Here is a 21910-nt window from a genome sequence, read left to right as displayed (position 1 = left end):
GTCACTGGTGGAAGAGACCTCCGGCGTTTTGACGACCGGAGGATTTTTCGATGCAGGTAACTCAGCTGGAATGGATCATCACCCTGGCGGTGACGATCGCCGTTCTGCTGTTCGACGTCGTCGTGATCGGGCGACGCCCACACGAACCCACCACCCGCGAGACCGCGACGTACCTGTCGATCTACATCGGCATGGCGGTCGCCTTCGGCGCATGGGTCTGGTACTTCCACGGCCACCAGTTCGGGCTGGAGTTCTTCGCCGGCTGGCTGACGGAATACAGCCTGTCGGTGGACAACCTGTTCATCTTCTTGATCATCATGGCCAGCTTCAAGGTGCCCAGGATCTACCAGCAGCAGGCCCTGCTGGTCGGCATCATCCTGGCGCTGATCTTCCGCGGCATCTTCATCGCGCTCGGCGCGGTCGCGATCAACGAGTTCTCCTGGGTGTTCTACATCTTCGGCGCGTTCCTGGTGTACACCGCGATCAACCTGGTCCGCGACACCAACCACGACGACGACGGCGACAACGGTGTGGTGCGGTTCGCCCGTAAACACCTGCGCACCACCGACAAGTGGGACGGCCTGAAGTTGTGGGTGCACGAGAACGGCAAGCGGCTGATGACGCCGATGTTCCTGGTCATCGTCGCCCTGGGCACCACCGACCTGCTGTTCGCCCTGGACTCGATCCCGGCGATCTACGGTCTGACCCAGGAGCCCTACCTGGTGTTCACCGCCAACGTGTTCGCCCTGATGGGTCTGCGGCAGCTGTACTTCCTGCTCGGTGACCTGCTCAAGCGGCTCGTCTATCTGTCGCAGGGGCTGGCGTTCATCCTGGCTTTCATCGGCGTGAAGCTGGTGCTGCACGCGCTGCACGAGAACGAGTTGCCGTTCATCAATGGCGGCGAGCCGGTGCATGTGCCGGAGATCCCGACCCTGGCGAGCCTCGGTGTGATCATTGTGACGCTGGCGATCACCACCGCCGCGAGCCTGTACAAGACCCGGGTGCGTGACTCCCGCTAGTCCGTTGGATTCCGCCTGAACGTAAGTCTGTGCAGGTGCGGTATTTGCACTTAGCGTGGCCGAGGTGCGGATATTCGTGGCGGATGCCGAGGCGTGGACCGAGCTGACCGACGGGGACCGACCGACGGCGCGGATCTCCGCGCCCGACCTGGCCCAGGCGCGGCGGATCCGATCCGGTCTCAAGTCCGAGGACGCCGAGGTCTCGGTGATCCTCGACGTCACCGTCGCGGTGGCCGGTGACTACCGCTCGGCCCGCTGCAGCCTGACGGTGGCCGGCCCCGAGGCGCAGGTGCGCTACATCGGGACGGTTGACGGACTGGCGGGCCTCATCGCCGACATCGAGGCGGCAGAGGTGGCCGACGGTGTCACCCTGATCCCGGCCACGGCGGGCCAAGACCCGCGCGGGCTGGGGGCCGATGTGCTGCGCAGGCTCGAGTTGCGTTCTCAGGCCAGAGCCTCTTGATCCTGGCCGGATAATCGGCAGACGGAGAATTGACGCTTACGCATAGGTATTCTCAACGACGTCGTCACTAAAACAGAGGGTCAGCGCGACCGGGGTGGCCTCAGTTGAGTGAAGGACGTGAACCCATGCGCGCGGAGCAACCGTATTTCGCTGCCACTCTCGCCGGTCCGGCCCTGGACCGACGGTTGTCCTTGTTGTTGGTCGAGGATGACCGCGGCGACGCTTTGTTGGTCGAAGAGCAGATCGCCGATATCGCCGGCACTGCCGAAATCAACCTCGTCTGGGTGCAGTCCATGTCGGCTGCCGAGCACGTTTTGATCGACGATCGGCCCGACTGTGTACTGCTCGACCTGAATCTGCCCGACGCGCAAGGCATCGATGCGCTGCATCGGTTGGGTCGGCTCGATCCGGCGGTCCCGGTCATCGTCCTCACCGGATTGAATGATGAGCATTTCGGTGTCTCGGCGGTCGCCTCAGGCGCTCAGGATTACCTCGTCAAGGGTCGCGTCGATGCGGACATGCTGCGACGCGCGGTGGTGTATTCCATCGAGCGCAAGCGCGCCGAGCTGACGGCGGTCGACCTGCACGCCAGCCGGCTACGGGAACGAGAGAACGCCCGACTCGAGCGCGGCCTGCTGCCTTCCGCGTTGCTCCTGGACGATCCCGGCGTCGAGGTCATCACCAGGTCGCTGCCCAACCGGCGAGAGGCCTTGCTGGGTGGGGATTTCTACGACGTCGTGCAGACTCTCGACCGGACCGTACACGTGATGATGGGTGATGTCGCCGGCCACGGCCCGGACGAGGCGGCGCTGGGAGTGGCTCTGCGGATCGCTTGGCGCGCACTCACATTCGCCGGTCTGCGGGGAAACGAGCGGATGCGTCAACTGGACCGCATCCTGACCACCGAACGCCACGGGCCCGGCATCTTCGCGACACTGCTCAGTGTGGCGCTCGATCCCGACAGCGGGCAGTACGACGTGGTCCGCGCCGGCCATCCCGGTCTGCTCATCCAAGGCGACAACGCCGTCCGGTGGATCGAGCCGACGGCCGGTTCGGCGCTCGGCCTGGGCGCTACACACTGGCCGGTCAACAGACTGCAATTACCGGAAAGGCACGGCCTGCTTCTGCTCACCGATGGATTGTTCGAGGGGCACGTGGGACCCGGCGGCGAACGTCTCGGCGAAGACGGCCTGCTCGAGCTGGCCAATTCGTTTGCGGACCTGCCCAGTCGCGACTTCGTCGGTGCTTTGATCGGTGAAGTCGAATCCCGCGCGCGTCCGCACGGCGGTCTCAGCGATGACATCGCGCTGATCAGAGTGGAGCGTTCCACTGTATGAAGCTGACGGTGCAAGGCTGGCAGAACCTTCTGGTGGCGGTGATGTGCGTGATCGTCCTCACCGGTGCGATAGCCGGCATTGCCTTGGTGGGCCGCACCGATGCGGTATCACGTGAGCTGATCGACGACCTTCAGCCCGCGCGAGTTGCCGCCTACCAACTTCAAGGGGCACTGCGCGACCAGGAGACGGCAGTGCGGGGATATGCCATCGCCGCGGACCCCCGGTTCCTTGAACCTTACGGTGATGGACAGCGCGCCGAAGCGGCCGCGGCCGCGGAGATCCGCGGATATCTGGCCGGCCACACAGATCTCCTGGCCGATCTGGATGCGATCGAGAACGGGGCCGCCGCATGGCGGTTCACCGATGCCGAGCCGCTCATCGAGAGTGTCAAGGTCGGCAGTCCTGCGGTCGTGGACACCGGTGCCGCAGATCGCGGAAAGACCGAATTCGACCGTTTACGTGGGCTGTTCGATGTCCAGAACACCAACCTGAGCCAGGCCAGGCAGACCAGTGTCGATGAGCTGGCACTCGTTCGGGGCTGGCGCGACGGTGTGGTGATCACCATGGTCGCGGCGTTCTTCGTCATGGCGGTTCTGATGACCGTGCTCGTACGCAGCGCTGTCACCCGGCCACTGGCCGCGCTCGCCGCCTCATGCCGCAGGATTACCGAAGGCAACTTCACCGAACGTATCGTTCTGAAGGGCCCCAAGGACATCCGAGCCATTGGCGCCGATGTCGAGGACATGCGTCAACGGATCGTCGACGAACTCGACGCCTCGCGGTCGGCCCAGGCCGCTCTGGACCAGCAGGCCGACGAGCTCCGCCGGTCCAACGCCGAACTCGAGCAGTTCGCCTATGTCGCTTCGCACGACCTCCAGGAGCCCCTGCGAAAGGTCACTTCGTTCTGTCAACTGCTGGAGAAACGCTACGGCGACAAACTCGACGATCGGGGTATCGAGTACATCGGCTTCGCCGTCGACGGGGCCAAGCGCATGCAGGTGCTGATCAACGACCTGCTCACGTTCTCTCGGGTGGGGCGGCTCAATGCCGCCTACACCGAGGTGGATCTCAACGACACCCTCGACGCCGCGCTGAACAACGTGGCCGCCGCGATCGATGAGTCGGGTGCCGAGATCCTTCGCCCGGCAGAGCGTTTCCCCCGCATCGACGGCGATCCCACGCTTATGACGATGGTGTGGCAGAACCTGATCGGCAACGCAGTGAAGTTCCGTCGCGAGGGGGTGGCGCCCCGGATCGTCATCGGCTGCCGGGCCGGCACGGATGAATTGGCCGAAAACTGGGTATTCAGTGTGTCGGACAACGGGATCGGCATCGGCGAGGAGTTCGTGGACAAGGTTTTCGTCATCTTTCAGCGCCTGCACGGTCGCGACGCTTTCAGCGGTACGGGTATCGGGCTGTCGTTGTGCAAGAAGATCGTCGAGCACCACGGCGGCTCCATCTGGATCGACACGAGCTACACCGACGGCACCCGGTTCATGTTCACTCTGCCCGTCACGCCCACCACCGTGCCCAACGGCGTCTCAGAACCTCAGTCGGAAGGAATCCCTGAATGACCTCCTCGGAAAGCCGAGCCATTGACATCCTGTTGGTCGAGGATGATCCCGGTGACGAGCTCATCACCCGGGAAGCGTTCGAACACAACAAGATCAAGAACGCCTTGCACGTCGCTCGCGACGGCGAGGAAGGCTTGGATTTTCTGTATCGGCGTGGCGCCTTCGAAAATGCGCCGCGGCCGGACCTGATCCTGCTCGACCTCAACCTGCCGAAGTACGACGGGCGGCAGTTGCTGGAGAAGATCAAGTCCGACGCCGACCTGTGCCACATCCCGATCGTGGTGCTGACCACCTCGTCGGCCGAAGAGGACATCCTTCGCAGCTACAAGCTGCATGCCAATGCGTACGTCACCAAACCCGTTGACCTGGACCAGTTCATGGATGCGGTGCGTCAGATCGACGAGTTCTTCGTTCAGGTGGTACGGCTTCCGCAGTCCTGATCGATGTGTTCCCACTGCAGGCGGACTTCGGTCCCTGCGTGGTTCGAGTCGATGACGGCTCGATCAGTGAGCGCGCGCATCAACGGGATTCCGCGGCCGCGGGCCGGGTTCTTGTGGTCTGTTTCGGCGATCCGCCACACGCCCTCGTCGGTAACGGTGACGGTGAGTACCGCCGTGTCCCCGTTGTAATCGGCCCGCACATGCATCACCCCCGGCGCCGGGGCACCGATGTACGCAAACTCCGCGGCGTTGGCCAGCGCTTCGTTCACGGCGAGCACCACATCGCTGGCCTTGGTCGGGTCGAGTGTGAGATGCGTGCCCAGCCAACTGGAGAACTCACGGCGTATCCGCGCCGCACCTTCCGGTGCGGCCGTGACATGCTTCGTGAACTGAGCTGACTGGCCTGCGTTTGTCATGTCGACCTGCTGGCTACCCCGTTGTCGCCGGTGTTATGTCTTCAATGCGGCCAATGCCTCGTCGAGCGTCGCGTACAGATCTACCACCTCGGCGATTCCGACCAGTTTGAGCGGCCGACTCGTGGCGGGTCCGTCGGCGACGACGGAGAACCGCGCGGTATCGCCCAGCTGTTCGTGGGCGGCCACCAGTACGCCCATCCCGGCCGACGCCAGGAATTCCACGGCGCTCAAGTCGACCACGATGGCCGAGGGGGAGCTCTTGGCGGCAGAGTTGATCGCCTCTTCGAGTTTGGGTGCGGTGAGCATGTCGACCGTTCCGGCCACTGCCACCACACTCACCTCGCCGACGCGGCTCTCTTCCACCGAGCAGCTTGCCGGATCCGGTTGGCTAGTCATCGTCACCTCCGACGTGATTGTGCGTCCATGGAGACGTCGACAAATAGTAACGGGTGCCGTCACCCGGTTGCGGCCCACTTGGCGGCCCCGACCTGTCCACGCGATTTCTATCGGTGATCAGGTCAGAGCCTTGTAGAACAGGTTGAGGTAGCGGGCGGTGCGTTCAGATCCTTCGACGCCCGGCCCCATCCTGTTCATCACATAGGCGAACGTGGCGCGGTGCTCGGGGTTGCACGTCTCCCACGAGCCGCCCCAGCCGCCCCAGAAGCAGATCTTGCCATCTGGGACATAGGACACGGTTTGCGTCTGTGGTAGGCCGAATCCCAGTCCCCAGCGCAGCGGGTGCCCGAGCAGCACCACGTCGGGGCCCTCGAGCTGTAGCTCGAAGATCGACTCGACGGTCTCGGGCTTGAGCAGGGTGACGCCGTCCACCGTGCCGCCCAACGAGATTGCCGAGAGGATCCTGGCCAGCGACCGCGCATTGCCGTGTCCGTTGGCCGCACCGATGTCGGCGGCGCGCCAGGCCGCGGTGTTCGCGATCGCCGGCGACGGCGCGCCCATGAAGGTCTTGAGGGCGATCTCGGACAGTTGGTCCAACGGCAGATCGAGTGGTTCGTCGGACGGGATGATGTCAGCAATGCGGTGCGTGTCCTCAGGGCCCGCCCCGATCTGGAAGTCGGCGCCCAGTGGTCCCGAGATCTCTTCGTGGACAAACTCTTTCAATGTCTTTCCGGTAACCCTCCGCAGCACCTCGCCGATCAGGTGTCCATGGGTCAGGGCGTGGTAACCCGATGCGGTGCCCGGCTCCCACCACGGTGCCTGGGCGGCCAACGCTGCCGTGGACTTGTCCCAGTCGTAGCTCTCCTCGATGGTGAATGGCTGGTCCCAGCCGGACAACCCTGAGCTGTGGGTCAACAGATGGCGGAACTCGATGTCCTGCTTGCCGTTTGCGGCGAACTCGGGCCAGTACTCGGCCACCGGGGTGTCGGCGGTGATCAGGCCGCGGTCGATCAGCATGAGCCCGGCCAGTGCCGTCACCGTCTTGGTGGAGGAGAAGACGTTCACGATGGTGTCGGCGTCCCACGTACGGGTCCGCTCAGCATCGGCGTATCCGCCCCACATGTCCACGACGGGCCGGCCGTCGATGTCGATCGCGATGGCCGCGCCGGTCTCCTCTCCGCTGGCGAGCGCATCCGACAGCGCGTCGCGGACGGCGTGAAAGCGTTCGTCACAGTGGCCGTGTACGAGGTCATCCATCGGCACATCATCGCCGGACCATGCCCGTCACGGGCCCGATTCACCGAACGGGCGTGACCAAGTGACCGGACTGCAGAAAACGGTTCAGGTTGGCCAGGACCAGTGCCTCCATGGCCGCCCGGGTTTCCACGGTGCCGCTGCCGACATGGGGCAGCAGCACCACGTTGTCCAGTTCCGTCAACGGACCCGGGACGTTCGGTTCGTCGGCGAACACGTCCAGTCCCGCGCCGGCCAGCCGGCCTTGGGTCAGCGCGTCCACCAGGGCGTCCTGGTCGACGACGGAGCCGCGGGCGATGTTGACCAGGTAGCCGTCACCCCCCAGCGCATCGAGCACTTCTCGGTTCACGAGATGCCGGGTGCCGGAGCCGCCGGCCGCGGCGACCACGAGCACCTGAACCCGGCGGGCCAGCTCGACCGGTGAGCCGACGTAGTCGTACGGGCTGTCGGGGATCTGTCTGCGGTTGTGATAGCTGATCGAGCAGCCGAATGCGCTGAGCCGGGTGGCGATGGCCTCGCCGATCCGGCCCAGCCCGAGGATGCCCACGCGAGAGCCCGAAACCTGTTGTGTCAGTGGGTAGTTCCCGTCCACCGGCCAGCGGCCGGCCCGAAGGTAACGGTCGGCGGCCGAGAACTGCCGCATGGTGTCGATGAGGAGGCCCACTGCGGTGTCGGCGACGCAGTCGTTGAGTACATCGGGGGTGTTGCTGACGCCGATACCCCGTGCCGCGGCAGCATCCACGTCGATGTTGTCGTACCCGACACCGAAGTTCACCACGGCCTTCAGGTTCGGCAGCGCCGCCATCAGATCTGGGTCGATACGCGTGACGCCCGAGACCACGATCGCAGTGATCTCGGCTGCGTGTTCGGCCAGAAACGCCTCGCGTTGGTCCCCGTTGCGGAGGACATACGCCTGGTAATCGGTACGCAGGGTTTCCGCGAGTGAGGGCTTCAGCGGGCCGATCTGCAGGACGCGGTTCGCGGAATGGGGCATGGCTGTCCTCGGTCGGTGCACGTCTGGCAATGAAATCTGCTCTGCTGCACCACGGTACGCCAGGGTGAGGCGTGCGAGGCCACGGTATCAGCCAACGGCTACCAGTTGTAGTAACCACCCTCGGGCCCGAGCATGCGTTCGAGCCGGGCCCGGTTGATGCGGGCCAGTTCGTTTCGGACCACCTTGCGTTCGGTGTCGCGGTCGTTGTGCAACCGGTCGATGATCCCGGCCATGGCCCGCTGCGCACAGCAGTCCTGGACGAACATCACGAAGCCGAATCCGAACAGCTCGGTGTAATGCCGGACCTCGGAGTTGAGCTGTGTCATCACCGCGGGATCGTCGTCCCACACCGAGCACTGTTCGCACACCGACTTCGGGCTGCGGGGGCGCCGCCCGATGTGCGGATAGGCCTGCAGCACGCGGTCGATGGAATCCTCACCGAGACTGAACAGCAGGGTATCGGCCTGCCGGAACAGCGCGGCATGGTCGGCGAACGGACGCCCACCGGCCAGATCGGTCGCGAGCACCACGCTGTAGCAGCACTCGTACACGGCGTGCACCGCACGGCGCGTCGGCAATGCGTTGTACGCCTCAAGCCCCATGCCCTGATGCATCAACACCTGGTCAAGCATGAAAGGCGCAGAGCACAGGGGAGTTACCCCGTGTTACAGCCAGGCAAATTCAGTGATCTGAGCTCTTGAACCGCTCGACCGAACGCTGCAGCTCGGCTTCGGCCTCTTCGCGGCCCACCCAGTCGGCGGTGTTGACGAACTTGCCGGGCTCGAGATCCTTGTAGTGCACGAAGAAGTGCTTGATGGCGTCGAGTTCGAACTGCGGCACGTCGCCGAGGTCCTGGATGTGGTCCCAGCGCGGATCCCCGGCGGGCACGCACAGCAACTTGTCGTCGCCGCCGGCCTCGTCGGTCATCTTGAACATCGCAACCGGGCGGGCCTCGACCGTGCAGCCGGGGAAGACCGACTCGGGCAGCAGCACCAGCGCATCCAGCGGATCGCCGTCCTCGCCGAGGGTGTCCTCGAAGAACCCGTAGTCGGCGGGATAACCGAACGATGTGTAGAGGTAGCGGTCGAGCTTGACCCGGCCGGTCTCGTGGTCAATCTCGTACTTGTTGCGCGAACCCTTCGGGATCTCGATGACGACGTCGAACTTCACCGTCGCGGCTCCTTCGCATCTGCGGTCAGTCTTGGGTCGTCGGGCGACGACGCGGGTCAACCCTAATCGAGCGATAGTCTGGCCTAAACGGGTGGCTCGTCCCCACCACCGGCAGAGCAGGAGAAATATGCGGCCCACTCGGTGGCGGCAGTCCACCCATGTGGCGGTTGGCGTCGTGGTCCTGGTGCTGGTCGCCGGCGTCGTCGCGCTTGCTGCCGTGCTCACCGGGCACCGCTCCAGCGATGCCGCGGCGGTCACGCCTGCGCCTTCCCCGGCGACTGCCAGCCCGGGGATCGTCCCGGTGGACATGTCGGCGCCGACTCCGACCGTGAGCGGCCTGATCGCGGCGCTGGCACCGGCGCTGGCGAATCCCGATCTCGGTGAGGTGACCGGCCGGATCACCGACGGCGAGACCGGCGCCGAACTGTGGGAACAGAATTCCGGGGTGCCGATGCAGCCGGCCTCGGTCAACAAGGTGCTGACGACGGCCGCCGCACTGCTCACGCTGGACCGCAACGCCCGGCTGGCCACCACGGTCCTGGCCGTCGACTCGCAGCCCGGTCTGGTGGTGCTCAAGGGCGGCGGGGACACCACGCTCTCAGCGGCGCCCGATGACACCGACACCTGGTACAAGGGTGCGGCCCGGATCAGTGACCTGGCCGAGCAGGTGCGCGGCAGCGGTATCACGGTCACCGCGGTGCGGGTGGACACCAGCGACTACAGCGGCCCGACGATGGCGCCGGGCTGGGATCCCGCCGATATCGAGGGCGGTGACATCGCACCGATGGAACCGGTGATGCTCGACGGCGGACGTATCCAGCCGACGACGGTGGAATCCAGACGGTCGACCACACCGGCGCTCGACGCCGGCCGGGCCCTGGCCACCGCCCTGCGGGTGGACCCCGCGACGGTGACGGTCCTTCCCACCGAGGTCTCGGGCGGCAGGCAGATCGCCGCGGTGCAGTCCGCCCCCCTCATCGAGCGGCTGCGCCAGATGATGAACGAATCCGACAACGTGATGGCCGAGTCGATCGCCCGCGAGGTCGCCGCTCAACTGCACCGGCCACAGAGTTTCGACGGTGGCGTCGACGCCGTGACAAGCCAACTCGAGGGCGTCGGCATCGACATGTCGGCCGCCAAACTGGTCGATTCCAGCGGCCTGTCGACTGACGACCGGCTGACCGCCCGGATCCTCGACGAGGTGGTCAACATCGCGGCAGGCAACACCGAACCCGCCATGCGGCCGCTGGTGGATCTGCTGCCCATCGCAGGTGGCAGCGGCACGCTGTCCAACCGCTACCTCGACACCGACGCCGGGCGTGACGCCGCGGGCTGGCTGCGGGCCAAGACCGGATCGCTGACCGGGACCAATGCGCTGGCCGGCATCGTCACCGACGACAACGGCCGGGTGCTGACGTTCGCACTGATCTCGAACAACGCGGGCCCGACGGGCCGTACCGCGATCGATGAGCTGGCCGCGGTGCTGCGGTCATGCGGATGTGGCACATGAGCGATCGGGACGCCATGACCGCGGGCCGCGCGGTCGACTGGGACTTCGCCGCGACGGTCGGGGCGAAGTTGGCCCGGCAGGCTCCGGCGTCCACGGACTACACCCGCAACCAGGTGATCGAGCAGCTCTCGGAGAGTTCGAAGGCCGCCGAGCTGCCGGTGCGCGAGGTGACGGGTCTGATCGAGGGTGCGGAGGTACCCGAGGCCCGTGTGGTGGATCGTCCCGAGTGGATTCGTGCGGCCACCCGTTCCATGCGGGTGATGACCACCGGAGCTGAATCCGGTGACGAAAGTGATTCACAAAAGCCAGGATTCATCACCGGACGGGTGACCGGGGCGCAGACCGGCGCCGTGCTGGCATTCATCTCCACGGGCATCCTCGGCCAGTACGACCCGTTCGGCCCCGACGGTGGCGAGCTGCTGCTGGTGTATCCCAACGTCATCGCGGTGGAACGTCAGTTGCGCGTCACCCCAGCGGATTTCCGGCTGTGGGTGTGCCTGCACGAGGTCACCCACCGGGTGCAGTTCCGGGCCAATCCCTGGCTGGCCGATCACATGTCACAGGCCCTGGCGGTGCTGACCCAGGATGCCGGCGAGGACGTGACCGAGATGGTGGGGCGGCTCGCGGAGTTTGTCCGGAATCAGCGCAATGGGGCGACGCCGGACCCCAATTCGACCGGTGTGCTCGGCCTGATGCGTGCCGTGCAGGCCGAGCCCCAGCGTCGTGCCCTGGACCAGCTGCTGGTGCTGGGCACCCTGCTGGAGGGGCACGCCGACCACGTGATGGACGCCGTCGGCCCGGTGGTGGTGCCCACCGTGTCGACCATCCGGCGTCGCTTCGACGAACGCAGGCAGCGCAAACAGCCGCCGCTGCAACGGTTGGTGCGCGCACTGCTGGGCTTCGACGCCAAGATCAGCCAGTACACCCGGGGTAAGGCGTTCGTCGACCACGTGGTCACGACCGTGGGGATGGCCCGGTTCAACACCATCTGGTCGAGCCCCGACACCCTGCCGCTACCCGACGAGATCGACGAACCGCAACGATGGATCGATCGGGTGCTGTAGCCGCGCTGCGGCAAACGGTGGCGGGCGCCGGCGAGCGGATCGACGGCGAGAATTGGTGCGTGGCTCTGTCCGGCGGCCCGGACTCCCTGGCGCTGACCGCGGTTGCCGCGGAGTTGCGGCCCACCACTGCGCTGATCGTCGACCACCGACTGCAAGCGGCGTCGGATGCGGTTGCCGACGCTGCGCGCGGCCAGGCGATGGCGTTGGGATGTGTTGCAGCTCAAGTTCTTTCAGTCGATGTCGGCCGGTCCGGCGGCCCCGAGGCCGCCGCGCGCGAGGCGCGCTATGCGGCCCTGGACGCGGCCCGCGACGGCGCACCGGTACTGCTGGGCCACACCCTCGACGACCAGGCCGAGACGGTGCTGCTGGGGCTGGGCCGCGGATCGGGTGCCCGCTCGATCGCCGGGATGCGCCCCCACGACCCGCCGTGGCACCGGCCGCTGCTGGGGGTACGGCGCACGCTGACCCGTGCGGGCTGCGACGAACTCGGCCTCACACCGTGGCAGGACCCACACAACACCGAACCCCGGTTCACCCGGGTCCGGCTGCGGCACGAGGTGCTGCCGCTGCTGGAGGACGTGCTCGGCGGTGGCGTGGCCGAGGCCCTGGCCCGCACCGCCACCGCGCTGCGGGAGGACACCGAGACGCTCGACGCCCTGGCCGGCGAGGCCCTGGCCGGGACGCGCACCGAGGCCGGCGGTCTGGACACTGCCCGGTTGTCGGTGTTGCCCGACGCCGTGCGGCGCCGGGTGATCCGGGCCTGGTTGCTGGACGGCGGCGCGTGTGATCTGACCGACATCCAGATCCGTGGGGTCGACCGGCTCGTGACGGCCTGGCGCGGGCAGGGCGGCGTGGCCGTCGGGTCCGGGCTGCGCAAACAGCGGTTGTTCGCGGCGCGGCGCGGCGGCGTGCTGACGATGCACACCGAACCGGTCTAGCGATCCGCGTTGGAAAGCGGCCCTCTCACGTGGCACGCTGTCGGAGTGGCTGTCGACTCTGCCGAGCTGTACGCGGGAGACATCAAATCGGTGCTGTTGTCCGAGGAGCAGATCCGGACCCGCACCGTCGAACTCGCCGAGATGATCGCCGAGCAGTACCGCAACGACCTGGGGAACGACGACCTGCTTTTGGTCACCGTGCTCAAGGGCGCGGTCATGTTCGTCACCGATCTGGCCCGGACCATCCCGCTGCCCACGCAGCTGGAGTTCATGGCGGTCAGCTCCTACGGTTCGTCCACGTCGTCCTCGGGTGTGGTGCGCATCCTCAAAGACCTCGACCGCGACATCAACGACCGCGACGTGCTGATCGTCGAGGACATCATCGACTCGGGGCTGACCTTGTCCTGGTTGCTGCGCAACCTGGCCACGCGTCACCCGCGCTCGCTGCGGGTGTGCACGCTGCTGCGTAAGCCCGAGGCCGTCAAGACCGAGCTCGACGTCGCCTATGTGGGCTTCGACATCCCCAACGAGTTCGTCGTCGGCTACGGGCTGGACTTCGCCGAGCGCTACCGCGACCTGCCCTACATCGGCACTCTCGATCCAAAGGTGTACGAAGGGCCTTAAGCCGAAGGCTTACGAACTGGCACTAAGCCGGAGGCTTACAAAAGGCCGGGGTCCGGCGCACAATTCTGGGCATGGCTGACACCTGCACTGCCCTGCGGATCTGCCCCTTCTGTGAGGCCACCTGCGGCCTGACACTTACCATCTCCGACGGCCGGGTGACCGCTGCTCGCGGTGATCGTGACGACGTGTTCAGCGCCGGATTCATCTGTCCGAAGGGCGCGAGCTTCGGCGAGCTCGACAACGATCCGGACCGGCTGACGCGCCCCTTGGTCCGGCGCGACGGGGTGCTGACCGAGGCCACCTGGGATGAGGCGTACGCGGTCGTGGCCGAGCGCCTCGGCGCGGTGATCGGCGAGTACGGCGGATCCTCGGTCGGGGTGTACCTCGGTAATCCGAACGCGCACACCATCGCGGGCAGCCTGTATGCGCCGCTGATCATCAAGGGCCTGGGCACCCGGCAGGTGTTCAGCGCCAGCACGCTCGATCAGATGCCCAAGCACGTCGCGCTCGGCCTGATGTTCGGCAGCCCGGTCGCGTTCACCGTGCCGGATCTCGACCGCACCGACTATCTGGTGATCATCGGCGCGAATCCGATGGTGTCCAACGGCAGCCTGGCCACCGCCGCCGATTTCCCCGGCAAGCTGCGGGCTCTGCGCAAGCGCGGCGGGCGGCTCACCGTCATCGACCCGGCCCGCACCCGCACCGCCGAACTGGCCGACCGTCACCTCGCGCCGCGGCCGGGTACCGACGCGGCACTGCTGTTCGCGATCGTGCACGTGCTGTTCGGCGAGGACCTCGTCGATTTCGGTGGACTCGCCGAGCACGTCACCGGCATCGAGGAGGTCCGCACGCTGGCCGACGAGTTCTCACCCGAGGCTGTCGCCGCGGCCTGCGGGGTGGGCGCCGACGAGATCCGGGACCTGGCCCGCGAGCTCGCTGCGGCGCCGACGGCGGCCGTCTACGGCCGGATCGGTACGTCGACTGTCGAGTTCGGGACCATCGGCAGCTGGCTCGTCGACGTGATCAACATCCTCACCGGGAACCTCGACCGCCCCGGTGGGGCGATGTTCGCGCTCGGCGCGGCGGCACCCGCGCCGCGTCCGCCGAAACCGGGTCGCGGCTTCAAGACGGGTCGGTGGGCGAGCCGGGTCTCGGGATATCCCGAAGTGCTCTCCGAGCTGCCGGCCGCCGCACTCGCCGAGGAGATCGACACCGTGGGCGATGGGCAGATCAAGGCGATGATCACCATCGCGGGAAACCCGGTGCTGTCCGCGCCCGACGGCGACCGGCTCGACAAGGCACTCGACAGCGTCGAATTCATGCTGAGCGTCGACCCCTATCTCAACGAGACCACCCGCCACGCCGATGTCATCCTGCCGCCGCCCCCGCCGGCCTGCAGCGCCCACTTCGACGTCGCGCTGAACAACCTCGCGGTCCGCAACAATGTGCGGTACTCGTCGCCGGCGCTCCCGCTCGACGGCCGGCCCGACGAGCCCGAGATCCTGTCCCGGCTCGCCCTCATCCTCTACGGCATCGGCGCCGACGGTGATCCCGCACTTGTCGACGCACAGGTGATCGCGACGACCCTGATGAAAGAGACCGCCAACCCCGATTCACCGGTGGCCGGGCGGAACGTCGACGAGCTCACCGCCATGCTGTACGACGGGCCCGGCTACGAACGACGCCTGGACATGACGCTGCGGATAGGGCCCTACGGCGACGCCTTCGGCGCCAGGCCCGACGGGCTCACCATGGAGCGGCTGAAAGCCAACCCACACGGCATCGACCTGGGGCCGCTACAGCCACGGATCCCCGAGATCCTGCGAACCCCAAGTGGGCGAATCGAACTCGCACCGGATCCGATCGTCGCCGACGTGGCGCGGCTGCGCGACGCCCTCGGCCGCTCGGCAGGCGGCTTCCTGCTGATCGGTCGACGTCACCTGCGGTCCAACAACAGCTGGATGCACAACCTCCCGGCACTGTCGGGCGGCTCCAACCGGTGCACCCTGCAGATCCACCCCGACGACGCGGCTGATCTGGGACTCACCGACATCGCGGTGATCAAGGGTCCGGGCGGTGAGCTGCTGGCCCCGATCGAGGTGGACGACGGCATGCGGCGCGGCGTGGTCTCGCTGCCGCACGGCTGGGGTCACGACCGCGGCGGCACCGGTCAGCAGCTCGCGGCCAGTCATCCCGGGGCCAACGTCAATCAGCTCAACGACGGCACCCATCTGGATCCGCTGTCGGGCACCGCGGTGCTCAACGGCATTCCCGTCGACATTGCGCCCGCCGGCTGAGCCCCTTTGCGCCGAAATGGCATTCCAGCAGTGCCTTACTCGCACTTTCGCTGCCGGAATGCGGTTTCGGCGGGGGTGAGCCGGCTAGGTGAGCTCCCAGATCACCGTCACCGAGAAGTCCACCGTCTGCTGACCGGGTTCCAGCGGGACGGCCTGCATCGCCGCCCGCGGCATCGGGGTGGGTGTGGGCGGGGTCGAGCCACCGGTCTGTTCGGAAATCGAGATCACCTTGCCCAGGTGCAGTCCGGACAATCCGGCGTACTGCTCGGCGCGGTTCTTGGCGTCGTCGAATGCCCGGGCGCGAGCGTCACGCACTAGGTCTGAGTCGTCTTCGATCGAATAGTCGACCGAGTTGATGCGGGTGGCATCCCCTCCGGTGCTGGCGATCAAGGCCAGGGTCGCCGACGCCTTGGCGGTGTCGCGGATCTTGACCTTGATCGCATTGCTGGCCCGGTAGCCCGAGATCTTGCTGTCGGTGAATTGCGGTTGCACGCTGACCTGGGTGGTACTGATGTCCTTGCGGTCGATGCCCGATCCGACCAGCGCATCGATCACGGCCTGCTGCCGTTGGCTGGACTGGTTGAGGGCGTCGGACACGTCTGGCGCGGTGAACTCCATCGCCACGTCGGCGGTCAGGGTGTCCGGCACGCCCTGCACCTGGCCGGATCCGACGACGGTCACCTGCCGGGCGCCGTCCGGTGCGCCCGCGGCGGGGCCTGAGGTCGCATCGCACGCGCTTGCGCTGACGGCGATCAATCCCGCCGTGGCAACGCCGAGTACCCGCAATTTCACATTCCCGGCGATCGGCATGACTGAAACCCTACCGGGACGTCACGGAGTCACCAGGACCTTGCAGTGCCGGTCGGGGGAGGCGAGTTCGTCGAATGCGCCGTCTACCCCGTCGAGCTTCACGGTCCCGGTGATCATCGGCACGACGTCGATTTCCCCCTCGGCGATGGCACGCAGCGAGTTCGCGAACTCGGTCGGGTCGTAGCCGAAGACGAACTGGATGCTGATCTGTTTGGTGATCGCGTAGAACGGATGCACCGTGTCGGGCTGCATGCAGACCCCGGCCACCACGAGACGGGCGCCCGGGGGCGAGCGGCGCAGCACGTCGTCGATGATCCCGGGCGCGCCGACCGCCTCGAAGACCACCGTGGGTTGGCACTGATGGAAGGGTGAATCCGCGGCCGGATCCAGTGTGATGTGGGCGCCCATGGTGGCAGCGAGTTCGCGGCGGGTGGGGGAGAAGTCCGACGCCACAATGGTTTCCACGCCCCGGAGTTTCAGTGCCGCGATGATCGCGACGCCGACGGGGCCGCAGCCGACGACGAGTGCCGTTTCGCCGGGTTCGATGCGCGATGCGTTGACCGCATGCAGGCCGACGGCCATCGGTTCGGTGAGCGCGGCCTGTGCGGCGCTCAGACCGTTGGGTACCGGCAGTAGTAGCGGGGCGGAGAGCAGCATCCGCTCGGCATACCCGCCGACGGTGGTGTTGCTGTACACGATCGGCGCGATCCCGCCGGCCGAGATCAGCACCGGCACCGAGGTCACCAGTGTCCCGGGGGCGGGTGCCTCGGTTCCCGGTCCGGCGTCGAGGATCTCGGCGCTGAACTCATGCCCCATGAAGACATCGCCGGCCAGGTCGATGTCCATATCGGGCACACCCTCCAGGTCGGCGCCCGCGGCCAGCATGTCGGCGCCGTGGGCGGCGAAATGCAGGTCGGACCCGCAGATTCCGCAGGCCTTCACCTCGACCAGCACCTGCCCCGGGCCGGGCACCGGTTCGGGCACGTCATCACGGACGATCATCCGGCCGTCACGCAGGACCGCGGCGCGCATCAACTCTTCCCCTCGTTGCTTTCCGAAGTGTGTTCGGTGATCGCGTTGACGATCGCCTGCCCGGCGCGGCCCAGCAGTTGATCTCGCATGCCCTTGGCCCAGTCGTGCGAGGCCCGCGCCGCCGTGAGCTGACCCTTGAAATGTGGGATCACCTCGCGGGCGAACAGTTCGTAGGAATGGAACGTGGCGGCCGGCGGCGCCCAGTCGTGGCCGAGAAGCAGGAGGGTGCCGAACCCGCCGGAGCGGTCGAGCAGGTCCTGGATGTAGGCGATTGCATCGGCGGTCGTGCCGATACAGCAATTGCCTTTGGAGGCATAGTTTTCCACGAACTCGTATGCGGAACCGGCTGCCTCGGTTTTCTCGGACAACGGGACGAAACCGGCCGCGCCGAAGTAGTTGGCGAAATCCTGCAGGCCGTAGGTGCAGTCCTCAATGGCTTGTTCGCGGGTGTCGGCGAGGTGGATGACCCCGAGCACCCGCCAGTTCTGCCGGTCCGGTTCGGGCCGATCGGATTTGGCGGCCTGCTCGCGCACGGTGTCCCAGGTGGTCTCGATGGCCGCGTAGCCGCCGGGCACCGACATCGACAGCGAGAGCAGCGAGGTGCCCAACGCCCCGGCCAACCGCGGGCCCGACGGGGAAATCATTGCCGCAGTCGATATCTCGGGATACGGCCAGGTGTACGGGCGGATGTGCAGTGCCGCGTCGCGCAGGGTGAACCAGTCGGTCTCGCGGCTGATCCGTTCGTCGGGTGCGGCGCGGAACAGCGCCAGGATCGCCTCGAGGGATTCCTGCATCATCGGCCGCTGATCCACCGGGTCGATGCCCATCATGTAGGCATCCGACGGCAGCGCACCCGGCCCGGTTCCGAACACCACCCGGCCGCGGGTCAGGTGGTCGAGCAGCACCCACCGGTCGGCCACCATCAGCGGGTGGTGGTACGGCAGGGACACCACGCCGGTGCCCAACCGGATGTGCCTGGTCCGTTCGGCGGCGGCGGCGATGAACACCTCCGGGCAGGCGATGAGTTCGTAACCGCCGGAGTGATGTTCGCCGAACCAGGCCTCGTCGTAGCCCAGCCGGTCCAGCGCCTCGACCCGGTCCATGTCGTATTGCAGTGCGGTGGTCGGGGATTGGCCGACCGGGTGAAACGGCGTGATGAAGACGCCGAAATTCAACGGACTCACTTCAGGCCCTCCAGGAACTCCAACAGCACTTTGTTCACCTCATCGGGACGTTCCTGCTGCAGCCAGTGTCCGGCGCCGTCGAGCAGTACCTCGCGGTAGTCACCGGTGGCCACGTCACGCACCCGGTCGCGCGGCGTGAAGCCCAGCACCGGGTCGGCGGTGCCGGCGACGAACAGCATCGGGACCGTGATAGCCGATGCGGGAGTGCTCGCGGTGAGCTCCCAGTTCCGGTCGAAGTTGCGGTACCAGTTCAGCGGCCCGGTGAAGCCGGTCTCGGCGTAGGCCTGCACGTAACGCTCGAACTCGTCGGCGGTGATCCAGTCCGGCAGTGGCGGCAGCGGTCGATCCGACAGGCTGTCCGGGGGAGCGCTGATGCCTTCCATCGCGATCATGCGGCGCAGCGACTGACGGACATCGGCGCCCAGTGCGGTGTCGGCGACGCCGGGCTCTTGGAAGTACAGGATGTAGAAGAAGTTGTCCCCGACGATCTTGCGCCAGATCTGCGTCGGCGGCCCGGATGCCCGGGGGACCGGGGGCACGCTCAGCGCGGCCACCGCCGCGACCCGATCAGGGAAGAACAACGGAAAGTTGGTGACGACGGGCGAGCCCCAGTCGTGACCGATGAGCACCGCCTGCGCGGCGCCGACATCATCGAGCAACCCCGCGATGTCGGCGGTCAGCTCCACGATGTTAAAGGCATCGATGGCCTCGGGCCGTGATGAGCCACCGTAACCCCGCTGGTCAGGGGCCAGGACGTGATAGCCGGCGGCCGCAAGCACGGGGATCTGGTGCCGCCATGAGTAGGCCAGCTCCGGGAACCCGTGGGCCAGCACCACCACCGGATTTCCGTGCTCACCCGCCTCGGTCACCTTCAGCGTCACGCCATTGGTGTCGACCAACCGTTGGGTCACGCGCACGCGAGGAGCAATTCGGCAGAAGTGAGCACGATCTCACCCAAGCACAGCGGCCCGCCGTCGGCTAGATACCGTCGGGAACTGCCGGACGTTGGTCAAGCGGTAGCCTTGAATGTCTCAACTGCGCACGTTGGAAGGACCGGGCCGAACTCGGCCGAGTGATCGATGAACCGCAAAAATGTGATCCGTACGTTGACCGTTGTCGCGGTCGTGCTGTTGCTGGGCTGGTCGTTTTTCTATTTCAGTGACGACACCCGCGGCTACAAACCCGTCGACACCTCGGTGGCGGTGGCCCAGATCAATGCCGACAACGTCAACAGCGCCCAGATCGACGACCGCGAGCAACAGCTGCGGCTCGATCTGAAGAGCGGCAAGGACGAGACCGAGAACAGCGACAAGGTCATCACGAAGTACCCGACCGGCTATGCGGTAAAGCTCGTCGACCAGCTCGATGCCAAGCACGTCAAGTTCGGCACCACCGTCAATCAGGGCAGCTTCCTCGGCTCGATGCTGATCTACATGCTGCCGTTGCTGCTGCTGGTCGGCCTGTTCGTGATGTTCTCCCGGATGCAGGGCGGCGGCCGGATGGGCTTCGGCTTCGGCAAGTCGAAGGCCAAGCAGCTGGGCAAGGACATGCCCAAGACCACGTTCGCCGACGTCGCAGGCGTCGACGAGGCGGTCGAGGAGCTCTACGAGATCAAGGACTTCCTGCAGAACCCGTCGCGCTATCAGGCGCTGGGCGCCAAGATCCCCAAGGGCGTGCTGCTCTACGGCCCGCCCGGAACCGGCAAGACCCTGCTGGCCCGTGCCGTCGCCGGTGAGGCCGGGGTCCCGTTCTTCACGATCTCGGGTTCGGACTTCGTCGAGATGTTCGTCGGCGTCGGCGCCTCCCGCGTGCGGGACATGTTCGAGCAGGCCAAGGCGAACAGCCCGTGCATCATCTTCGTCGACGAGATCGACGCCGTCGGCCGTCAGCGCGGCGCCGGCATGGGCGGCGGTCACGACGAGCGCGAACAGACGCTGAATCAGCTGCTGGTCGAAATGGACGGTTTCGGCGATCGCCAGGGCGTCATCCTGATCGCGGCCACCAACCGGCCCGACATCCTCGACCCGGCCCTGCTGCGGCCCGGCCGCTTCGACCGGCAGATCCCGGTGTCCAATCCTGACCTGGCCGGCCGTCGCGCGGTGCTCAAGGTGCACTCGGCGGGCAAGCCGATCGCCCCCGACGCCGACCTGGACGGCCTGGCCAAGCGCACCGTCGGCATGTCCGGCGCGGATCTGGCCAACGTGATCAACGAGTCCGCGCTGCTGACCGCCCGCGAGAACGGCACCGTCATCACCAGCGCGGCGCTGGAAGAGGCCGTGGACCGCGTCGTGGGCGGCCCGCGCCGCAAGGGCCGCATCATCAGCGAGCAGGAAAAGAAAATCACCGCCTACCACGAGGGCGGGCACACCCTGGCCGCGTGGGCGATGCCCGACATCGAGCCGATCTACAAGGTGACCATCCTGGCCCGCGGCCGCACGGGCGGCCACGCCGTCGCGGTGCCCGAGGACGACAAGGGCCTGATGACCCGCTCGGAGATGATCGCCCGCCTGGTGTTCGCCATGGGTGGTCGCGCTGCCGAGGAGCTCGTCTTCCGCGAGCCCACCACCGGTGCGGTGTCCGATATCGAGCAGGCCACCAAGATCGCCCGCGCCATGGTCACCGAGTACGGCATGAGCTCCAAGCTGGGGGCCGTGCGCTACGGAACCGAGCACGGTGATCCGTTCCTGGGCCGCACGATGGGCACTCAGGCCGACTTCGGTCACGAGGTGGCGCGCGACATCGACGATGAGGTGCGCAAGCTCATCGAGGCCGCGCACACCGAGGCGTGGGAAATCCTCAGCGACTACCGCGATGTGCTGGACACCCTGGCCGGCGAACTCCTGGAGAAGGAGACGCTGCACCGCGTCGAGCTCGAGGCCATCTTCGGCGACGTCAAGAAGCGTCCCCGGTTGACCATGTTCGACGATTTCGGCGGCCGGGTGCCGTCGGACAAGCCGCCGATCAAGACCCCAGGCGAGATCGCCATCGAGCGCGGCGAGCCGTGGCCGCCGCCGGTGCCCGAGCCCGCGTTCAAGGCCGCCATCGCGGCCGCCAGCCGCGAGGCCGAGCGGACGAACGAGACCAACGGTGCCGGCACCAACGGTGCGCCCCCGAACGGCTCGACCCAGCCCGACTACGGTGCTCCGGCCGGCTGGCACGCCCCGGGTTGGCCGCCGTCGCCGTCGCAGCCGGGATACCAGCCGCCCCCGCAACAGCAGGGCTACTGGTACCCGCCGCCGCACCCGTCGGGATGGCAACAGCCCCAGCCATACCCGTACCAGCCTTATCCTCATCCCGGTCAGCCGAATCCGAACGACGAGGCGGGCCAGGACGGTGGTACTGAGCGGGCCGATCGGCCCAACCCGCCGGCCCACGGCTGATCCGAGAA

General features: G+C 66.8%; 21 protein-coding genes. 11 read left to right on the top strand and 10 right to left on the bottom strand.

All coding sequences use genetic code 11. The features are described 5' to 3' along the window. Window positions 1-50: 50 nt before the first annotated feature. From HBE63_RS22810 to HBE63_RS22790, 5 genes are all read left to right on the top strand, one after another. Window positions 51-1019 carry a TerC family protein gene (locus tag HBE63_RS22810; protein ID WP_166906776.1) on the top strand — a complete coding sequence of 323 codons (969 nt, stop codon included), beginning with the start codon at window positions 51-53 and terminating at the stop codon, window positions 1017-1019. Between the two features lie 55 nt (window positions 1020-1074). Next, window positions 1075-1482, top strand: a complete 408-nt coding sequence (locus HBE63_RS22805; protein ID WP_208301189.1) for a hypothetical protein — start codon at window positions 1075-1077, stop codon at window positions 1480-1482. Between the two features lie 125 nt (window positions 1483-1607). After that, window positions 1608-2819 (top strand): PP2C family protein-serine/threonine phosphatase, encoded by a 1212-nt coding sequence (locus HBE63_RS22800; protein ID WP_166906775.1) that lies wholly within the window; start codon window positions 1608-1610, stop codon window positions 2817-2819. Continuing rightward, window positions 2816-4393 (top strand): CHASE3 domain-containing protein, encoded by a 1578-nt coding sequence (locus HBE63_RS22795; RefSeq protein ID WP_166906774.1) that lies wholly within the window; start codon window positions 2816-2818, stop codon window positions 4391-4393. The genes HBE63_RS22800 and HBE63_RS22795 overlap by 4 nt, the downstream gene beginning before the upstream one ends. Beyond that, entirely contained in the window at window positions 4390-4833 is a 444-nt protein-coding gene (locus HBE63_RS22790; RefSeq protein WP_166906773.1) for a response regulator, read from the top strand. The genes HBE63_RS22795 and HBE63_RS22790 overlap by 4 nt, the downstream gene beginning before the upstream one ends. Here the strand turns inward: HBE63_RS22790 and HBE63_RS22785 are convergent. The 6 genes from HBE63_RS22785 to HBE63_RS22760 form a co-directional block, all read right to left on the bottom strand. Next, complete coding sequence (locus tag HBE63_RS22785) at window positions 4806-5249, bottom strand: ATP-binding protein (protein ID WP_166906772.1); 444 nt, start codon at window positions 5247-5249, stop codon at window positions 4806-4808. The genes HBE63_RS22790 and HBE63_RS22785 overlap by 28 nt on opposite strands. A 33-nt stretch (window positions 5250-5282) precedes the next feature. Next, entirely contained in the window at window positions 5283-5645 is a 363-nt protein-coding gene (locus tag HBE63_RS22780; RefSeq protein WP_166906771.1) for an STAS domain-containing protein, read from the bottom strand. 117 nt (window positions 5646-5762) lie between these two features. After that, window positions 5763-6902 (bottom strand): serine hydrolase, encoded by a 1140-nt coding sequence (locus HBE63_RS22775; protein ID WP_166906770.1) that lies wholly within the window; start codon window positions 6900-6902, stop codon window positions 5763-5765. Window positions 6903-6942: 40 nt separating this feature from the next. After that, window positions 6943-7893, bottom strand: coding sequence for a 2-hydroxyacid dehydrogenase (locus HBE63_RS22770; protein ID WP_166906769.1), 951 nt, complete (start codon window positions 7891-7893; stop codon window positions 6943-6945). A 98-nt stretch (window positions 7894-7991) separates the two neighbouring features. Then, window positions 7992-8507 carry a 2-oxo-4-hydroxy-4-carboxy-5-ureidoimidazoline decarboxylase gene (locus HBE63_RS22765; RefSeq protein ID WP_166910094.1) on the bottom strand — a complete coding sequence of 172 codons (516 nt, stop codon included), beginning with the start codon at window positions 8505-8507 and terminating at the stop codon, window positions 7992-7994. Window positions 8508-8574: 67 nt separating this feature from the next. Next, window positions 8575-9063: an inorganic diphosphatase gene (locus HBE63_RS22760; protein WP_166906768.1), complete on the bottom strand. Its 489-nt coding sequence runs from the start codon at window positions 9061-9063 to the stop codon at window positions 8575-8577. Between the two features lie 127 nt (window positions 9064-9190). On the opposite strand from HBE63_RS22760, the gene dacB reads away from it, so the two are divergent. From dacB to HBE63_RS22735, 5 genes are all read left to right on the top strand, one after another. Next, window positions 9191-10573, top strand: coding sequence for a D-alanyl-D-alanine carboxypeptidase/D-alanyl-D-alanine-endopeptidase (gene dacB, locus HBE63_RS22755; protein WP_166906767.1), 1383 nt, complete (start codon window positions 9191-9193; stop codon window positions 10571-10573). Further along, window positions 10570-11637: a zinc-dependent metalloprotease gene (locus HBE63_RS22750; RefSeq protein WP_166906766.1), complete on the top strand. Its 1068-nt coding sequence runs from the start codon at window positions 10570-10572 to the stop codon at window positions 11635-11637. The genes dacB and HBE63_RS22750 overlap by 4 nt, the downstream gene beginning before the upstream one ends. Continuing rightward, a complete protein-coding gene (tilS, locus tag HBE63_RS22745; RefSeq protein ID WP_166906765.1) occupies window positions 11616-12575 on the top strand; it encodes a tRNA lysidine(34) synthetase TilS in 960 nt (319 codons plus the stop codon). Before HBE63_RS22750 ends, tilS begins: the two co-directional genes overlap by 22 nt. Before the next feature lie 45 nt (window positions 12576-12620). Further along, window positions 12621-13199: a hypoxanthine phosphoribosyltransferase gene (gene hpt / locus HBE63_RS22740; RefSeq protein WP_208301188.1), complete on the top strand. Its 579-nt coding sequence runs from the start codon at window positions 12621-12623 to the stop codon at window positions 13197-13199. Between the two features lie 71 nt (window positions 13200-13270). After that, window positions 13271-15496: a molybdopterin oxidoreductase family protein gene (locus HBE63_RS22735; protein WP_166906763.1), complete on the top strand. Its 2226-nt coding sequence runs from the start codon at window positions 13271-13273 to the stop codon at window positions 15494-15496. An 84-nt stretch (window positions 15497-15580) separates the two neighbouring features. Here HBE63_RS22735 and HBE63_RS22730 read toward each other — a convergent pair whose 3' ends face one another. The 4 genes from HBE63_RS22730 to HBE63_RS22715 are packed head-to-tail and all read right to left on the bottom strand — an operon-like array spanning window position 15581 to window position 19433. Next, window positions 15581-16306 carry an SIMPL domain-containing protein gene (locus HBE63_RS22730; protein ID WP_166906762.1) on the bottom strand — a complete coding sequence of 242 codons (726 nt, stop codon included), beginning with the start codon at window positions 16304-16306 and terminating at the stop codon, window positions 15581-15583. Window positions 16307-16327: 21 nt separating this feature from the next. Next, window positions 16328-17338 carry a zinc-binding dehydrogenase gene (locus tag HBE63_RS22725; RefSeq protein ID WP_166906761.1) on the bottom strand — a complete coding sequence of 337 codons (1011 nt, stop codon included), beginning with the start codon at window positions 17336-17338 and terminating at the stop codon, window positions 16328-16330. Beyond that, window positions 17338-18522, bottom strand: coding sequence for an LLM class flavin-dependent oxidoreductase (locus HBE63_RS22720; RefSeq protein ID WP_166906760.1), 1185 nt, complete (start codon window positions 18520-18522; stop codon window positions 17338-17340). Before HBE63_RS22720 ends, HBE63_RS22725 begins: the two co-directional genes overlap by 1 nt. After that, window positions 18519-19433 (bottom strand): alpha/beta fold hydrolase, encoded by a 915-nt coding sequence (locus tag HBE63_RS22715; protein WP_166910093.1) that lies wholly within the window; start codon window positions 19431-19433, stop codon window positions 18519-18521. The genes HBE63_RS22720 and HBE63_RS22715 overlap by 4 nt, the downstream gene beginning before the upstream one ends. 168 nt (window positions 19434-19601) lie before the next feature. On the opposite strand from HBE63_RS22715, the gene ftsH reads away from it, so the two are divergent. Further along, window positions 19602-21902, top strand: a complete 2301-nt coding sequence (ftsH, locus tag HBE63_RS22710; RefSeq protein WP_166906759.1) for an ATP-dependent zinc metalloprotease FtsH — start codon at window positions 19602-19604, stop codon at window positions 21900-21902. The last annotated feature ends 8 nt before the right edge of the window (window positions 21903-21910 follow it).

Source organism: Mycobacterium sp. DL440 (assembly GCF_011745145.1).
In the GTDB taxonomy this organism is placed as follows: Bacteria; Actinomycetota; Actinomycetes; order Mycobacteriales; family Mycobacteriaceae; genus Mycobacterium.
This window is presented reverse-complemented; position numbering and strand designations above follow the sequence as displayed.

What these genes read in the sequence shown, in the direction of transcription:
- HBE63_RS22795 (WP_166906774.1), top strand. Translation starts at nt 2,816, where the DNA reads ATGAAGCTGACGGTGCAAGGCTGGCAGAACCTTCTGGTGGCGGTGATG.
- HBE63_RS22810 (WP_166906776.1), top strand. Translation starts at nt 51, where the DNA reads ATGCAGGTAACTCAGCTGGAATGGATCATCACCCTGGCGGTGACGATC.
- HBE63_RS22800 (WP_166906775.1), top strand. Translation starts at nt 1,608, where the DNA reads ATGCGCGCGGAGCAACCGTATTTCGCTGCCACTCTCGCCGGTCCGGCC.
- HBE63_RS22730 (WP_166906762.1), bottom strand. Translation starts at nt 16,306, where the DNA reads ATGCCGATCGCCGGGAATGTGAAATTGCGGGTACTCGGCGTTGCCACG.
- HBE63_RS22770 (WP_166906769.1), bottom strand. Translation starts at nt 7,893, where the DNA reads ATGCCCCATTCCGCGAACCGCGTCCTGCAGATCGGCCCGCTGAAGCCC.
- HBE63_RS22780 (WP_166906771.1), bottom strand. Translation starts at nt 5,645, where the DNA reads ATGACTAGCCAACCGGATCCGGCAAGCTGCTCGGTGGAAGAGAGCCGC.
- HBE63_RS22735 (WP_166906763.1), top strand. Translation starts at nt 13,271, where the DNA reads ATGGCTGACACCTGCACTGCCCTGCGGATCTGCCCCTTCTGTGAGGCC.
- HBE63_RS22750 (WP_166906766.1), top strand. Translation starts at nt 10,570, where the DNA reads ATGAGCGATCGGGACGCCATGACCGCGGGCCGCGCGGTCGACTGGGAC.
- HBE63_RS22790 (WP_166906773.1), top strand. Translation starts at nt 4,390, where the DNA reads ATGACCTCCTCGGAAAGCCGAGCCATTGACATCCTGTTGGTCGAGGAT.
- dacB (WP_166906767.1), top strand. Translation starts at nt 9,191, where the DNA reads ATGCGGCCCACTCGGTGGCGGCAGTCCACCCATGTGGCGGTTGGCGTC.
- tilS (WP_166906765.1), top strand. Translation starts at nt 11,616, where the DNA reads ATGGATCGATCGGGTGCTGTAGCCGCGCTGCGGCAAACGGTGGCGGGC.
- HBE63_RS22725 (WP_166906761.1), bottom strand. Translation starts at nt 17,338, where the DNA reads ATGCGCGCCGCGGTCCTGCGTGACGGCCGGATGATCGTCCGTGATGAC.
- HBE63_RS22765 (WP_166910094.1), bottom strand. Translation starts at nt 8,507, where the DNA reads ATGCATCAGGGCATGGGGCTTGAGGCGTACAACGCATTGCCGACGCGC.
- HBE63_RS22785 (WP_166906772.1), bottom strand. Translation starts at nt 5,249, where the DNA reads ATGACAAACGCAGGCCAGTCAGCTCAGTTCACGAAGCATGTCACGGCC.
- HBE63_RS22775 (WP_166906770.1), bottom strand. Translation starts at nt 6,902, where the DNA reads ATGGATGACCTCGTACACGGCCACTGTGACGAACGCTTTCACGCCGTC.
- ftsH (WP_166906759.1), top strand. Translation starts at nt 19,602, where the DNA reads ATGAACCGCAAAAATGTGATCCGTACGTTGACCGTTGTCGCGGTCGTG.